15 protein-coding genes are annotated in these 13,541 nt (G+C 58.5%); 7 read left to right on the forward strand and 8 right to left on the reverse strand.

What is annotated here, in order from left to right; all coding sequences use genetic code 11:
• From K0H48_RS30805 to K0H48_RS16605, 3 genes are all read left to right on the forward strand, one after another.
• Nucleotides 1–580 (forward strand): enterotoxin A family protein (locus tag K0H48_RS30805; RefSeq protein ID WP_307877369.1); only part of this gene is annotated, 580 nt, incomplete at its 5' end.
• Nucleotides 581–583: 3 nt separating this feature from the next.
• A complete protein-coding gene (locus K0H48_RS16600; RefSeq protein WP_219268293.1) occupies nucleotides 584–964 on the forward strand; it encodes a hypothetical protein in 381 nt (126 codons plus the stop codon).
• A gap of 202 nt (nucleotides 965–1,166) precedes the next feature.
• Nucleotides 1,167–1,580, forward strand: coding sequence for a hypothetical protein (locus K0H48_RS16605; RefSeq protein ID WP_219268294.1), 414 nt, complete (start codon nucleotides 1,167–1,169; stop codon nucleotides 1,578–1,580).
• A gap of 75 nt (nucleotides 1,581–1,655) precedes the next feature.
• Here K0H48_RS16605 and hemB read toward each other — a convergent pair whose 3' ends face one another.
• The 3 genes from hemB to K0H48_RS16620 all read right to left on the reverse strand — a co-directional run bounded on the left by hemB (nucleotide 1,656) and on the right by K0H48_RS16620 (nucleotide 4,290).
• On the reverse strand, nucleotides 1,656–2,630 hold the full coding sequence (gene hemB / locus K0H48_RS16610) for a porphobilinogen synthase (protein WP_069786976.1): 975 nt from the start codon (nucleotides 2,628–2,630) through the stop codon (nucleotides 1,656–1,658).
• A 115-nt stretch (nucleotides 2,631–2,745) separates the two neighbouring features.
• Nucleotides 2,746–3,588 (reverse strand): PhzF family phenazine biosynthesis protein, encoded by an 843-nt coding sequence (locus K0H48_RS16615; RefSeq protein ID WP_219268295.1) that lies wholly within the window; start codon nucleotides 3,586–3,588, stop codon nucleotides 2,746–2,748.
• Between the two features lie 3 nt (nucleotides 3,589–3,591).
• Nucleotides 3,592–4,290: a glutathione S-transferase N-terminal domain-containing protein gene (locus tag K0H48_RS16620; RefSeq protein WP_138815499.1), complete on the reverse strand. Its 699-nt coding sequence runs from the start codon at nucleotides 4,288–4,290 to the stop codon at nucleotides 3,592–3,594.
• A 251-nt stretch (nucleotides 4,291–4,541) separates the two neighbouring features.
• Here K0H48_RS16620 and K0H48_RS16625 point away from each other — a divergent pair, with 251 nt between their 5' ends.
• Together K0H48_RS16625 and K0H48_RS16630 are read left to right on the forward strand one after the other, a co-directional pair.
• Nucleotides 4,542–5,243, forward strand: a complete 702-nt coding sequence (locus K0H48_RS16625; RefSeq protein ID WP_219268296.1) for a histidine phosphatase family protein — start codon at nucleotides 4,542–4,544, stop codon at nucleotides 5,241–5,243.
• Nucleotides 5,244–5,301: 58 nt separating this feature from the next.
• Complete coding sequence (locus K0H48_RS16630) at nucleotides 5,302–6,357, forward strand: permease (protein ID WP_219268297.1); 1,056 nt, start codon at nucleotides 5,302–5,304, stop codon at nucleotides 6,355–6,357.
• 109 nt (nucleotides 6,358–6,466) lie between these two features.
• Here K0H48_RS16630 and mnmH read toward each other — a convergent pair whose 3' ends face one another.
• From mnmH to K0H48_RS16650, 4 genes are all read right to left on the reverse strand, one after another.
• Nucleotides 6,467–7,570 (reverse strand): tRNA 2-selenouridine(34) synthase MnmH, encoded by a 1,104-nt coding sequence (gene mnmH, locus K0H48_RS16635; protein WP_219268298.1) that lies wholly within the window; start codon nucleotides 7,568–7,570, stop codon nucleotides 6,467–6,469.
• A complete protein-coding gene (selD, locus tag K0H48_RS16640) occupies nucleotides 7,570–8,604 on the reverse strand; it encodes a selenide, water dikinase SelD (RefSeq protein WP_219268299.1) in 1,035 nt (344 codons plus the stop codon). The genes mnmH and selD overlap by 1 nt, the downstream gene beginning before the upstream one ends.
• Before the next feature lie 94 nt (nucleotides 8,605–8,698).
• Nucleotides 8,699–9,448, reverse strand: coding sequence for a TerC family protein (locus tag K0H48_RS16645; protein WP_056858755.1), 750 nt, complete (start codon nucleotides 9,446–9,448; stop codon nucleotides 8,699–8,701).
• 27 nt (nucleotides 9,449–9,475) lie between these two features.
• On the reverse strand, nucleotides 9,476–9,727 hold the full coding sequence (locus K0H48_RS16650) for a hypothetical protein (protein ID WP_219268367.1): 252 nt from the start codon (nucleotides 9,725–9,727) through the stop codon (nucleotides 9,476–9,478).
• 134 nt (nucleotides 9,728–9,861) lie between these two features.
• Here K0H48_RS16650 and nhaR point away from each other — a divergent pair, with 134 nt between their 5' ends.
• Nucleotides 9,862–10,764 carry a transcriptional activator NhaR gene (gene nhaR / locus K0H48_RS16655; protein WP_138815492.1) on the forward strand — a complete coding sequence of 301 codons (903 nt, stop codon included), beginning with the start codon at nucleotides 9,862–9,864 and terminating at the stop codon, nucleotides 10,762–10,764.
• 126 nt (nucleotides 10,765–10,890) lie between these two features.
• On the opposite strand, the gene K0H48_RS16660 is transcribed toward nhaR, so the two are convergent.
• On the reverse strand, nucleotides 10,891–12,045 hold the full coding sequence (locus K0H48_RS16660; protein ID WP_219268300.1) for an MFS transporter: 1,155 nt from the start codon (nucleotides 12,043–12,045) through the stop codon (nucleotides 10,891–10,893).
• Nucleotides 12,046–12,286: 241 nt separating this feature from the next.
• Here K0H48_RS16660 and sstT point away from each other — a divergent pair, with 241 nt between their 5' ends.
• Nucleotides 12,287–13,507: a serine/threonine transporter SstT gene (gene sstT / locus K0H48_RS16665; RefSeq protein ID WP_219268301.1), complete on the forward strand. Its 1,221-nt coding sequence runs from the start codon at nucleotides 12,287–12,289 to the stop codon at nucleotides 13,505–13,507.
• Nucleotides 13,508–13,541 lie beyond the last annotated feature (34 nt).

A 13,541-nucleotide genomic window follows, 5' to 3' on the forward strand; every position in this document is an offset into this window, starting at 1 on the left:
AGACCCGGTGAAGCTGGCGGGTGGGATTAATGCGTACCGGTACGTGCCGAACCCTACGGGGTGGGTGGATCCGCTAGGCCTGAATAGCTGCCCGGGTGGGGGTGGGTGCAAGCCAACTACAAACACAGAAAATACGGGCAAACAGCCAAAAGTTGATGATCAAAGCCCCTCTCTGCCGACTTCCGATCAGAAACGAGAATATCTGTATCGTGGAGACTCGAGGCATCCAGATGAGATTTTTGAGGGGGGCTTTGAAAGTAGAGGCAAAAGCACAGATCTCTATCTGCACTCACAAAACAATGCGAATCCCCCAAGCAATTTTGTGAGTACATCAGTATCTAGATTGCAAGGTGTGATGTTCGCAACGACTTACGGGCTAGAGGATGGTTATCTTTACATCTTGAAAAAAATCCCAGGTCGAGATGTCAACAAAGAACTTGGCATTCGATCCGACTACCAAAAAGAACGTGAAATTGCTATACCTGGCCGAATAGACACAAAAGACATTTTAGGAGCCACGCCCTTACACGATGATGGCACACATAAAGGCTACTCATTAATTAACCCCAATAGAAGTTAGAAAATGAAAGAATTAGAGATAACCATAATCAAAAACTCGATTCGCGAAAATGCGACTATCGAATGTGACAGAAAAACAGCAACACTCTCGATAATATTCGCTAACGGCGTAAAAAAATCTTACACCGATATTGACATCTATATGTGTTTCGGCCTAATGAGAAAAGATTTTAGCGACATTAAATTTCTCTGCAAAGGAGCAAAAGTCAATGTGTATCCTTCAGCAATGGCCTCACAAATGTCTAGTGGAGTGGTGGCTTACGAAACAAAACTAGGTGATCCGGATGCGAAGCTCGTTCGTATATTTGATTATGAAGAAAAAGAACTAACAAACGACATCAACGAACAGATTGCTTACCGCACAAAATGGTCTGAATCGCTGTAGGTGCTGAGTGAAGACCTGTGAAGAGCAACCTCTCTCGCCACGGGCGAGTTACCTAACCTCGAAACTTAAGGATCAGCCCCCAAAAACAAAAAGTACGTGCCATTCACTACAAAATATATACAACAGACACCCTACTTACCACGCCAATAAAACCCAACGAAAGCCATGCAGGCCATTCAAACCAACCCCAGACAGAAAAAATATGGAAACGAAAAAAATATACATACTATCAAATGATGAAAAAATAGAAGCAACAGTAAAGTTTGACACAAGAAAACTCATCATGAAATTTTCAGAAGCAGAAAACTTCAAGAAAATTTATGAAGGAAGGGACATTTACGTTTGCCTCGCAAAAGTCAGAGCCGACTTCCCCCATATGACCTTCTTATGCAAAGGCGCAAAATTAAATGTAATGCCTTCAAGAATGGCATCTCAAATGAGTGCAGGACTTGTTGCTTACGAAATAACCTTAGGCAAACAAGCCACCAGAAAAGATATAGTTCACATCTTTGATTACGAGGAAGAAAACCTAACGAACGATCCAAAAGAACAAATCGACTTCTTTAAAAAATGGCTGGCATCATTGGGTGCCCAAGACTATGAAAAATTCAACTGAGCGTGATCGCAAAACATCAAAGAGCACTGCTCCTGTGACGAGCACCCTCACTCGCCACAGGCCCAAAACCCAAAATCAGATCCCGGCCAACGCCAAATCCATCGCAAAATACGTAAAAATCAAATCCGCGCCAGCGCGCTTAATCGACCCCAACGTCTCGCGCACCACTCGAGCCTCGTCAATTGCCCCTGCCTGGGCGCCAAACTTGATCATCGCGTATTCGCCACTCACCTGATACGCCGCCACCGGCAAGCGTGAGGCTTCGCGGATGTCGCGGATGATGTCGAGGTAGGCGCCAGCCGGTTTGACCATCAGCGCATCGGCGCCTTCCTGTTCGTCGAGCAGGGATTCGCGCACGGCTTCGCGGCGGTTCATTGGGTTCATCTGGTAGCTTTTGCGGTCGCCTTTGAGGGCGCTGCCGCCGGCTTCGCGGAACGGGCCGTAGAGGGCCGAGGCAAATTTGGTGGAATAGGCCATGATCGGGATATGGGTGAAACCGGCGTCGTCGAGGGCGCGGCGAATGGCCTGGACCTGGCCGTCCATGGCGGCCGACGGTGCGATGACATCGGCGCCGGCGCGGGCGGCGGCCACGGCTTGTTTGCCGAGGTTGACCAGGGTCGCGTCGTTGTCGACGTGGGCGCCGTGCATCACGCCGCAGTGGCCGTGGTCGGTGTATTCGCAGAAGCAGGTGTCGGACATCACGATCATGTCCGGTACGGCGTCCTTGATAATCGAGGACATGCGCGAGACCAGCCCGCGTTCCTTCCAGGTGTCGCTGCCGTTGGCGTCCAGGTGGTGGGACACACCGAAGGTCATCACCGACTTGATCCCGGCACGAGCATAACGCTCGATTTCACCGGCCAGTTTTTTCTCAGGAATACGCACCACGCCCGGCATGCTGGTGATCGGCACAAAATCATCAATTTCTTCTTCGACGAAAATCGGCAGTACCAGGTCGTTGAGGGTGAATTCGGTTTCCTGGAACAGGCCACGCAGCTCCGGGGAGCGGCGCAGGCGGCGAGGACGGGCTTGGGGGAACTGGCTGGTCATGGCTTTCCTGGATAGCGGCAGAATATTTGGGGCAAAAGCTTATGCCCCTTGGCCCCCGCAGCACAAACGCCCAGGGGCCAATAGTGTATTGCGTGGGCCGTAACAATATATTGATCTAGAGCTGGACTCGCCCTTCGATACACGCCGCCACTGCGCCGCCTACCCAGATTTCATCACCTTGGCGCTCTATGCGAATCCGTCCGGCACGCCCGATCGCGGTGCCCTGGCTGACCACATAACGCTCGGGCGCGAGGCCTTCGGCCAGCAACCATTGGGCCACACCGGCATTCAAACTGCCGGTGGCCGGATCTTCCTGGGCGCCGTCACCGGCGATAAAAGCGCGCACTTCAAAGTGGCTGTCCACCTCGTCACGCGTCGGATCACAGGCCGCGATGACGCCAATCGCCAAGCCGTGCAATTGCGAAAAATCAGGCTGCAAGGCCAACACCTGATCGCGCTCGCCCAGCATCACCGCCAGCCAACCTGCGCCATTATCCACCCACTGGCTGCGCACAACGGCCTCAGGTGCCAGGCCCAAGCCCAGGCGCACGCGCTCCAGCAGGGGCGCTTCCACCGCACCGGTGCGCAACAACGGTGGTGCAATAAACGCCAGTTCATCGCCTTGGCGACGGACCCGCACCAGGCCGATTTCGCACTCCTGGATGATCTCCTCACCTTTGGGCATGCCGCCTGCCAGCAGCCATGCATGGCAACTGCCCAGGGTTGGGTGCCCGGCGAACGGCAGCTCTTTAAGCGTGGTGAAAATTCTTACCCGATAGTCCGCCCGTGGATCCCGTGGCGTCAGCAAAAACGTGGTTTCGCTAAGGTTGGTCCAGTTGGCGAAGTCAGCCATTTGCTGGTCGGTGAGGCTATCGGCGCCGAGCACGACCGCCAAGGGGTTGCCCTTGAGCGAAACCCGGCTGAACACATCCAGTTGCTTGAAATCGAAAGTCGGCATGTCTTAGCTCGGAATACTCAGGCCACGAATCACCGCCGGACGGGCGACAAAACCGTCCAGCGCGCGCAGTACATTAGGAAAATCAGCGATACCAACCAAGTCGCCGGACTCGTAGAAACCAATCAAGTTGCGGATCCACGGGAAGGTGGCAATGTCGGCGATGCTGTATTCGTCGCCCATGATCCAGGTGCGGCCCAGCAGGTGTTTTTCCAGCACGCCGAGCAAACGCCGAGATTCGGCGGCGTAGCGATCACGTGGACGTTTGTCTTCGTATTCTTTGCCGGCGAACTTATTGAAGAACCCGACCTGGCCAAACATTGGGCCGATACCGGCCATCTGAAACATCAGCCACTGCAGGGTTTCGTAACGGGTGGCCGGGTCTTCGGAGAGCAACTGGCTGGTTTTTTCCGCCAGATAAATCAGGATCGCGCCGGACTCGAACAACGCCAACGGTTGGCCGCTTGGGCCATTGGGATCGATGATCGCCGGGATTTTATTGTTGGGGTTCAGGGACATGAACTCCGGCGACAACTGGTCCTGGGTCTCGAAACTGACCTTGTGCGCCTCGTAAGGCAGGCCCAGTTCCTCCAGCATGATCGACACTTTGACCCCATTGGGCGTGGGCAGCGAATACAGCTGCAAGCGCTCCGGGTGCTGGGCGGGCCATTTGCTGTTGATCGGGAAAGCGGCAAGTGCGTTCATCGGGAAGTCCCCAGGCTCAAAGTCCCCATAATAGCCACCTGCACGCCGTCCTGCATGGGTCATCATTGCGCAACATAGCCGCGCTATCGTGCGCGCAGGCGAACCAAAGAGCCGATTCACACTCTTAACTGCGCCATGACGGTGAAAGGAGATACGCCGTAACACTCACAGGTTAAACCGCAGCACGCCGGATGCGTCGCTGGGGCCAGGCTTGCCCGCCTTAATCGCTGCACTGAAGACTCGAACCTCTAATGACAATCAAGCCTCTGTGCCTTGCGCAACGCCTTAAACGTTATGCCTACATCATGTTGCCGCTGTTACTGGTGGGTGGCGCCATCGGCCTGACCCTGGAGTCGCGCACCAGCCGCGCCGCGCCGGTAGATGGCGTGCAAACCCTGGTGTTCCTGCGCCACGGCGAAAAACCCGTCGGCGGCCTCGGCCAGCTCAATTGCCAGGGTTTGAACCGCGCGATGAACCTGGCCACTGTGCTGCCGGAAAAATTCGGCAAGGCCAACTACGTGTTTGCGCCCAACCCGACGCGCAATGTCGAGGAAGGCGAGCACGACAACTCCTACAGCTACATTCGGCCCCTGATGACCATCAGCCCCAGCGCCATCAAACTCGGCCTGCCGGTGAACATCAAATACTCCGCCAATGATACCCACGACCTCGCCGATGAGCTGGTGGAAGACAAGTACCACAACTCCATCATCTACACCGCCTGGTCCCACGGCTACCTGCCGGAGCTGATCAACCGGGTGGCCAGTGAAGCCTCGGGTGAAAAACACACTATTACCGACGATTGGTCCGGTGGCGACTATGACACCCTGTATGTGCTGACCTTGACCTGGCACAACGGCAAGGCCTCGTTGCTGAGCCGCAACTACAAGCAAGGCCTGGATAACGGCCAGCAGACATGCCCGGATGCAACCCAAGTGAGCGCGGATATCTGAAGCCTGCGCAACACAGGCGTATGATGCCCCGCTATTGAATCATCTGCGGACCTGCACCATGCCCAACCTCATCTCCACCCAGCCCAACCGGGGCTGGTCGTTCTGGTGGAAACCAGCGCTGTTCGTGTTGGTGGCCTGCATCGGCCTCTATTTCGTGAAGTGGTCGCCCTACTACCTCAAGGCCTTTGTCGCTGCGGACAACCACAGCATCGGCGCCTCGATCCTCAATGATCAGCAAAGCTCACCCTTGGCCGCGGCACTGGCCTATGCCCAGGTGTATTTCCTGGCGATCTGGAAAGCTGCCGTGTTGGCGGTGATTTTGGGTTCACTGCTGCAAGTGCTGATCCCGCGTGACTGGCTGCTGCGCCTGTTTGGCCGTGCCGGGTTGGGTTCGACCGTGCGTGGCGGGCTATTCGCCTTGCCGGGCATGATGTGCAGTTGCTGCGCCGCTCCGGTGGCAGCGGGCATGCGCCGTCAGCAGGTGTCGGTGGGAGCGGCGCTGGCCTTCTGGATCGCCAACCCGGTGCTGAACCCGGCAACCTTGGTGTTCATGGGCTTTGTGCTGGGTTGGGGCTTTACTGCGCTGCGGCTGGTGGCGGGGATTGTGCTGGTGGTGGGCGTGTCGTTGGTCGCACAACGCATTGCCCGTCCCGACCACGTGCCGGAAGCGGCATTGGACGCCGTGGCTGATGTGAGTCAGGCCGAGTCGCAGCCATTTCTGAGCCGGTGGCTGCGGACCCTGTGGCAGCTGTTCTGGAGCACGATCCCGATCTATATCGTTGCCGTGCTGATTCTGGGCGCCGCGCGGGTGTGGCTGTTTCCCCATGTCGACGGCGCCATGGCCAATAGCCTGGTGTGGCTGGTACCGCTGGCCATCGTCGGCACGCTGTTCGTGATTCCTACGGCAGCCGAGATTCCTATCGTACAAACCATGATGGCATTGGGCATGGGCACCGGCCCGGCCGTAGCGTTGCTGATGACCTTGCCCAGCGTGAGCCTGCCGTCGCTGTTGATGCTGCGCAAGGATTTCGACGCGCGGGTGCTGGTGACGGTGGCTGGGCTGACCATGTTGGTGGGGGTGGTGTGTGGGTTGATCGGGGCATTGATTCTTTAGTGCTGTTCAGGGCCCTTTCGCGAGCAAGCCCGCTCCCACATTTGACTGCATTCACAGGTCAACATGTGGGAGCGGGCTTGCTCGCGAAGAGGCCCTCAAACCCACTGCATTAATTGCGCCTGGCAACCCGCTCACGCAGGTACTCCACCACAGCGCCCTGCTCTCCGGCAAACTCGATCCGCGCGCCTTTGCTTTCACGCTGGAACGCATACATCGGGTCGTAATACTCGCGCAACAAGCCTTCGATCCACACCCGGTGTAAATCCACAGCACCGCTGCGTGCCTGCTCTGCCAGGGCTTCCTGCAAAATGGCCTGCAAGCGCTGAAAGCGCTCGCCACCCAGGCGCTTGTGGATATTGGCCAGGCTCTGAGTCAGGCGCTCGGCAAACAGGGCCTGCCCGCTTTCGCCAAACACCGCGATAAATTCGGCGCAAAGATCCACCACGTAATCACGCAAAATCCGTTCGACGCGGCCTTCAACACTATCTTCCAGCCATACCATCGGAAACGACTGCATGCCCTTGTGCAACGGCAACGGCAGCGCACAGCTGCCGATCATGCGGCTTTCGTCTTCGACCACAAACTGTTCGATACCACCCGCGCGTTTCTTCAGCAGGTCCACCGCCAGGCGGTTCTCAAAGTCGATGTTGGACGGTTGCGCCGTGGCGCGCTTGCCGAAACTGGAGCCGCGATGGTTGGCGTGCCCTTCGAGGTCCAAGGCATTGCGCAACTGGCCTAACACCTCGGTTTTGCCGGTGCCAGTCATGCCGCCGAGCAAGACGAAATCACACTCGGCCGTCGCCTGCTCCAGGGTTTCCAGTAGAAAGGTGCGCATGGCCTTGTAGCCACCGCCGACGCGCGGATACTCGATACCCGCTTCTGTCTTCAACCATTGCTGCACGATCTGCGACCGCAACCCGCCGCGAAAACAGTACAGGTAGCCGTCGGGGTTGGCCTGGGCGAACTGCGCCCAATGCTCGATGCGTTCGGCCTTGATTGCCCCGGACACCAGTTCATGCCCCAGCACGATGGCCGCTTGCTGGCCTTGCTGTTTGTAGCAGGTGCCGACCCGCTGGCGTTCGTCGTCGGTCATCAGCGGCAGGTTGACCACGCCGGGGAACGCGCCCTTGGTGAACTCGATCGGCGCGCGGGTATCCATCATCGGCCGATCGTTGAGGAAGATGTCGCGGTAGTTGGTGATGTCAGTTGCCATCAAAACACCTCTACCGCGTGGGTCTGTCGCTCAACCAGCGTGCCGATCGGCTCAAGGTTCAGGCCCAGTTCAACAGCCACGGCGTGAAACTCGGCGTCGCCCTCTGGGGTGACGGCAATCAGCAGGCCGCCACTGGTCTGTGGGTCGCACAGCACACGCTTGTGCAGTTCCTGCAGACGCCCCAGCTTGCTTGAATAGCTGTCGAAATTGCGCAGGGTGCCACCGGGCATGCAGCCCTGGTCCAGGTAGTCCTCGATCCCAGGCAGGAGTGGGACTTTGGCGTATTCGATGCGGGCCGTGAGACCACTGCCGTCAGCCATTTCCACCAGATGGCCCAACAGGCCGAAACCGGTGACATCGGTCATGGCCGTTACGCCGGCCAACTTGCCAAAACGGCTGCCAGGCTTGTTGAGCGTACACATCCAGTCACGGGCCAGGCCGATATCCGCCTCGCGCAATTTGCCCTTCTTCTCGGCGGTGGTAAGGATGCCGATGCCCAGCGGCTTGGTCAGGTACAACTTGCAACCGGCGGTGGCGGTGTCGTTGCGCTTCATATGGCGCTTTTGCACGATGCCGGTCACGGCCAGGCCGAAGATCGGCTCCGGCGCGTCGATGGAGTGCCCACCGGCCAGCGGGATGCCGGCGGCGTCGCACACCGAGCGGCCGCCACGGATCACTTCGCGGGCGACTTCCGGCGCCAGCACATTCACTGGCCAACCCAGAATCGCAATGGCCATCAGCGGGTCGCCGCCCATGGCGTAGATATCGCTGATCGCGTTGGTGGCGGCAATACGGCCGAAGTCGAAGGGATCATCGACAATCGGCATGAAAAAGTCGGTGGTAGAGACCACGCCACGCTCGTCGTCGATGGCGTACACCGCCGCGTCGTCACGCGAGGCGTTGCCCACCCACAGGTTGGGGTCGAGGTTCTGCGCGCCGCTGCCGGCGAGGATCACTTCCAGCACCTGGGGTGAAATCTTGCAGCCGCAACCCGCGCCGTGGCTGTACTGGGTGAGGCGAATCGGCTCGTTCATGGTGGACCTCAAGGTAACAAGTGGGCCGATTCTAACAGACAGCAAAAAGCCGGCTGGGCTCTTGTGAGCACAGCCGGCCTTTTTGCTTCAGCGCTTACTGGCGGGCAGCGAGCAAGCGTTTGTGACGGTTACGCCGGGCGATGTTCAGGCATTCGATCGCCGCCGAGAACGCCATGGCCGCATACACGTAGCCTTTTGGCACATGGGCGCCGAAGCCTTCGGCGATCAGCGTCATGCCGATCATGATCAAGAAGCCCAGGGCCAGCATCACCACGGTAGGGTTGTCGTTGATGAACTTGGCCAACGGCTCAGCCGCCACCAGCATCACGATCACCGAGACCACTACGGCGATGATCATGATCGGCAAGTGCTCGGTCATGCCCACAGCGGTAATGATGCTGTCGATGGAGAACACCAGGTCGAGCAACAGGATCTGCCCAATCGCGGCGGCAAAGCCAATGGCCACAGTGTTGCTGACGGAGGCCTTCTCCTCGGGCTCCGGGTCCATGCTGTGGTGGATCTCGGTGGTGGCCTTCCACACCAGGAACAGGCCACCGGCGATCAGGATCATGTCTTTCCACGAGAACGCCTGGCCGAAGATTTCAAACACTGGCGCGGTCAACTGCACGATAAACGCGATGGTGCTCAACAGGCCCAGACGCAGGATCAACGCCATGCTGATGCCGATACGCCGCGCCTTGGCCCGGTGTTTTTCGGGCAATTTATTGGTAAGGATCGAGATGAAGATCAGGTTGTCGATGCCCAGCACGATTTCCATGACGATCAAGGTGGCCAGTGCGACCCAGGCGGTCGGGCTGGCAGCCAGTTGTAAAAGGTAGTCCATAGGTCAGTCCTGACGTTTGCTGGGAAATTAAGCTTCTTTACGGTCGGTTTCAGGTTCTTTTTCGGCCTGTTCAGCGTCTTTTTCAGGCTGGATCAAACCCTGGGTCGCTTCACTCAATGCCTGCTCGGCGGCCTTGTGGGTGTCATCGATGGCTTGTTTGGCCGATTCGGTGGCTTTGCCCAGCACCTGCTGCGCGCTCTTTTCGACTTGATCACAGCCGCTGATCACCACCAATGAAAGCGCAAGTACGGACGCCGCGCCCAGGGAATTGAGTTTCATCATGTATTCCTCGTTAGAACCATTGGGTCCAAGTAGTGGCCCCTCGATAGCGAGGCATTCTATGCAGCTGAACAGTTCAGTAAAATTCGTATTTTTCTCACGTATACTTCGGTTTTTACGAAGTGTAGACCGCCATGCTCAATTATCGACAATTGCATTACTTCTGGGTGGTGGCCAAGACCGGCAGTATTGTGCGTGCCTGTGAGCAGCTGAACCTCACGCCGCAGACCATCAGCGGCCAGATCAGCCTGCTGGAGCAGACTTTTGGTATCGCGCTGTTTCAGCGCGTCGGTCGCCAGTTGGAACTCACCGAAGCCGGGCGCCGGGCCTTGCCCTACGCCGAGCAGATGTTCCAAACCGGTAACGAGTTGGAAGCCATGTTGCGCGCAGCGCCCGACGAACAGCAGATCCTGTTTCGGGTCGGGGTCGCGGATGTGGTGCCCAAATCCATCGTTTACCGGCTGATCGCGCCGACCATGGAGCTGAGCGAACCGATCCGCATCACCTGCCGCGAAGACAAACTCGAACGGTTATTGGCCGACCTGGCGATCCAGCGCCTGGACCTGGTGATCTCCGACAGCCCGATGCCCACGCACCTGGACATCAAAGGCTACAGCCAGAAACTGGGGGAATGCGGCATCAGTTTTTTCGCCACCCAGGCGTTGGCTGACCAGTATGGCGGCGATTTCCCACACTGCCTGCAGGGTGCGCCGTTGTTGATTCCGGGCGCAGAGACGGTGGTACGCAGCCGCTTGCAGCGCTGGTTCGCCGAGCAGCAGATCCAGCCAAAGATCATCGGCGAGTTCGATGACAGCGCGTTGATGCAGGCATTCGGCCAATCCGGCAGCGGGATTTTTATCGCCCCCAGCGTGATTGCCGATGAAGTGGTGCGCCAATATGGCGTGGCGCTGATCGGCCAGACCGATGCGGTCACCGAGTCGTTCTACGCGATCTCGGTGGAGCGCAAGATCAAACACCCCGGTATCGTGGCGATTACCGAAGGCGCGCGGCGCGAGCTGTTTACCGCCCTGCCCTGACGGCAAGGTGTGGGAGCTGGCTTGCCTGCGATAGCATCAGCTTGGTCTCACTGATACACCGAGGTGCCTGCATCGCGGGCAAGCCCGGCTCCCACATAAGCCTGATCCCATCCAAGCCAGGCTGACTCAAGCGCAGGCAGGCAGAGGTTTCGCGGTCATCAACCACAGCGCCAGCAAAATCGACACCAGGATAAACCCGGACGCCGCAAAGCCCAGGCTGGCAAGGCCCAGGGTGTCGATCACATGCCCACCCACCATTGCTCCCAGGCCAATCCCCAGGTTGGCCCCGGCGATGTTCAACGACGCCGCAAAGGCCGGGGCGTGGGGCGCGGCTTTCATCAAGCGCACATGGCTGACCAGAAACATCGCCGCCTGCGTCACACCCCACACCGCCATCGCCGCTGCCAGGCCAATGGTGGAGTGAATCGCCGGGACCACCGCAACCATGCCGGCGATCATGAACCCACAGAACACCATCGACGCGATCAACGGATGACGGTCCACCGCACGCCCGCCGAGGGCGTTGCCAATCAGGCCCACCGCGCCAAAGCCCATCAGGCACCAGCCCACCAGCGTGCCGTCGAAGCCGGCCAGGCGCTCAAGGATGTCTGCCAGGTAGGTGTAAGCGGTAAACATGCCGCTGAACACCAAAATCGACAGCAGGATATGGCCCTGCATCAGCGGGCTGCGCAGGATCTTGAACTGCGAGCGCAGGCTCACCTGATCGTTCTTCGGCTTGGTCACCGGCAAGTAGATAAACAGCAACAAGGCCTTGGCCAACGCCACTACCGCGAGAATCGCAAAGGCGGTGCGCCAGCCGAACATATCGGAAATCAAGGTGCCTACCGGAATGCCGAACACCGTGGCGCAGACAATTCCGAAACCGATCTTTTCAATGGCCCGGCCGGCAAACTCCGGCCCGACGATGTCCACCGCCGTTTCACTCGCCAAGGCCCAAAACACCGGCAAACCCAACGCCGGGATCAAGCGCGCCAAGGCCATGACCCAGATGTTCGGCGCCAATGCCGCCACCGTATTGGCCATCGCAAACATGATCAGGATGCAGATAAACAGGCGCTTGCGCTGGAACCGCGCGAAGTACGCGGTCAGGAACGGCCCGAACGCCGCCACGGTAAACGCAAACAACGTCACCAGCAGCCCGGCCTGGGACACGCTGACATTCAGGTCCCGGGCGATCGACGGTAGCAGCCCGACAATGATGAATTCTGTGGTCAGCACGGTAAAACCGGCAGCCGACAGCAGCAGGATAGGGAACAACATGAAAACTCCAGAAACGACGACATCAACGACAGCCCGAAGGGCTCGCTGACAGAGAGGAAAGATGAGAGGCGGCGATCTTAACAGAATATGTCTTGGCCTGGCCAAACCCTACAGATGCGGGTGACGGAATGCCGCACCGAATGGGACGCTTCCTACAGCATGTTAGACTTCTGGCCTGCTTCCTACGGCGCTATCTGCCTGCAATGCTGCGTCCTACTAAAAAAACTAGAGACAACTGTTTATGACTGCTGCCCCTTCCCTGCTGCAACGACTGATGCGCGTCAGCCTGGTCACCCAAATTGTCATCGGCCTGGTGGCCGGTATCCTGCTCGCCCTGTTCTTGCCCGAGGCGGCGCGCGCCACCGGGTTTATCGGCAAGGTATTTGTCACCGCGCTGAAAGCCGTGGCGCCGATTCTGGTATTCGTATTGGTCATGGCGTCTATCGCCAACCATAAACATGGCCAGGAAACCCATATCAAGCCGATCCTGTTCCTGTACCTGCTCGGCACCTTTGCCGCTGCCGTCGTTGCGGTGGTTGCCAGCATGCTGTTCCCATCGCCTCTGGTGCTGGCCACCCATGACGCCACCGTCAGCGCTCCCGGCGGCATCGGCGAGGTGCTGCAAAGCCTGCTGCTGAGCGTGGTGGATAACCCGGTGAGTGCGCTGATGAATGCCAACTTCATCGGCATCCTGGCCTGGGCGATTGGCATGGGTATCGCGATTCGCCATGCAGGTGTTACCACTCGCACGGTGCTCGATGACCTGTCCAACGGCGTCACGCTGATCGTGCGCGTGGTGATTCGCTTTGCCCCGCTGGGCATCTTCGGCCTGGTGGCCTCGACCCTGGCCACCTCCGGTTTCGGCGCCCTGCTCGGCTATGCCCACCTGCTGGTGGTGTTGATCGGCTGCATGCTGTTCGTCGCGCTGGTGATCAACCCGGCCATCGTGTTCTGGAAGCTGCGCCGCAACCCTTACCCACTGGTGCTGATGTGCCTGCGCGAAAGCGGCATCACCGCGTTCTTCACCCGCAGCTCAGCGGCGAATATCCCGGTGAACCTGGCGCTGAGCAAACGCCTGGGCCTGCATGAAGACACTTATTCGGTGTCGATCCCGCTGGGCGCCACCATCAATATGGCCGGCGCGGCGATTACCATCACCGTGTTGACCCTGGCCGCCGTGCACACGCTCGGTATTGCCGTGGACATGCCCACCGCCGTGCTGCTCAGCGTGGTCGCGGCGGTATGTGCCTGCGGCGCGTCGGGTGTGGCTGGGGGCTCGTTGCTGCTGATTCCGTTGGCGTGCAGCCTGTTCGGCATTCCCAGCGAGATAGCCATGCAGGTGGTGGCCGTGGGCTTCATCATCGGTGTGCTGCAGGACTCGGCAGAAACCGCGCTCAATTCGTCCACCGATGTGCTGTTCACGGCAGCCGCCTGCCTGGGCCAGGAAGAGCAAGCGGCTTAAAGCATGAGGCGTAAAAAAGCCCGGGGCGTTCGAC

The sequence above is a fragment of the Pseudomonas sp. Xaverov 259 genome, from assembly GCF_019352915.1.
GTDB lineage: Bacteria > Pseudomonadota > Gammaproteobacteria > Pseudomonadales > Pseudomonadaceae > Aquipseudomonas.

What these genes read in the sequence shown, in the direction of transcription:
- K0H48_RS16600 (WP_219268293.1), top strand. Translation starts at nt 584, where the DNA reads ATGAAAGAATTAGAGATAACCATAATCAAAAACTCGATTCGCGAAAAT.
- K0H48_RS16605 (WP_219268294.1), top strand. Translation starts at nt 1,167, where the DNA reads ATGGAAACGAAAAAAATATACATACTATCAAATGATGAAAAAATAGAA.
- hemB (WP_069786976.1), bottom strand. Translation starts at nt 2,630, where the DNA reads ATGACCAGCCAGTTCCCCCAAGCCCGTCCTCGCCGCCTGCGCCGCTCC.
- K0H48_RS16615 (WP_219268295.1), bottom strand. Translation starts at nt 3,588, where the DNA reads ATGCCGACTTTCGATTTCAAGCAACTGGATGTGTTCAGCCGGGTTTCG.
- K0H48_RS16620 (WP_138815499.1), bottom strand. Translation starts at nt 4,290, where the DNA reads ATGAACGCACTTGCCGCTTTCCCGATCAACAGCAAATGGCCCGCCCAG.
- K0H48_RS16625 (WP_219268296.1), top strand. Translation starts at nt 4,542, where the DNA reads ATGACAATCAAGCCTCTGTGCCTTGCGCAACGCCTTAAACGTTATGCC.
- K0H48_RS16630 (WP_219268297.1), top strand. Translation starts at nt 5,302, where the DNA reads ATGCCCAACCTCATCTCCACCCAGCCCAACCGGGGCTGGTCGTTCTGG.
- mnmH (WP_219268298.1), bottom strand. Translation starts at nt 7,570, where the DNA reads ATGGCAACTGACATCACCAACTACCGCGACATCTTCCTCAACGATCGG.
- selD (WP_219268299.1), bottom strand. Translation starts at nt 8,604, where the DNA reads ATGAACGAGCCGATTCGCCTCACCCAGTACAGCCACGGCGCGGGTTGC.
- K0H48_RS16645 (WP_056858755.1), bottom strand. Translation starts at nt 9,448, where the DNA reads ATGGACTACCTTTTACAACTGGCTGCCAGCCCGACCGCCTGGGTCGCA.
- K0H48_RS16650 (WP_219268367.1), bottom strand. Translation starts at nt 9,727, where the DNA reads ATGAAACTCAATTCCCTGGGCGCGGCGTCCGTACTTGCGCTTTCATTG.
- nhaR (WP_138815492.1), top strand. Translation starts at nt 9,862, where the DNA reads ATGCTCAATTATCGACAATTGCATTACTTCTGGGTGGTGGCCAAGACC.
- K0H48_RS16660 (WP_219268300.1), bottom strand. Translation starts at nt 12,045, where the DNA reads ATGTTGTTCCCTATCCTGCTGCTGTCGGCTGCCGGTTTTACCGTGCTG.
- sstT (WP_219268301.1), top strand. Translation starts at nt 12,287, where the DNA reads ATGACTGCTGCCCCTTCCCTGCTGCAACGACTGATGCGCGTCAGCCTG.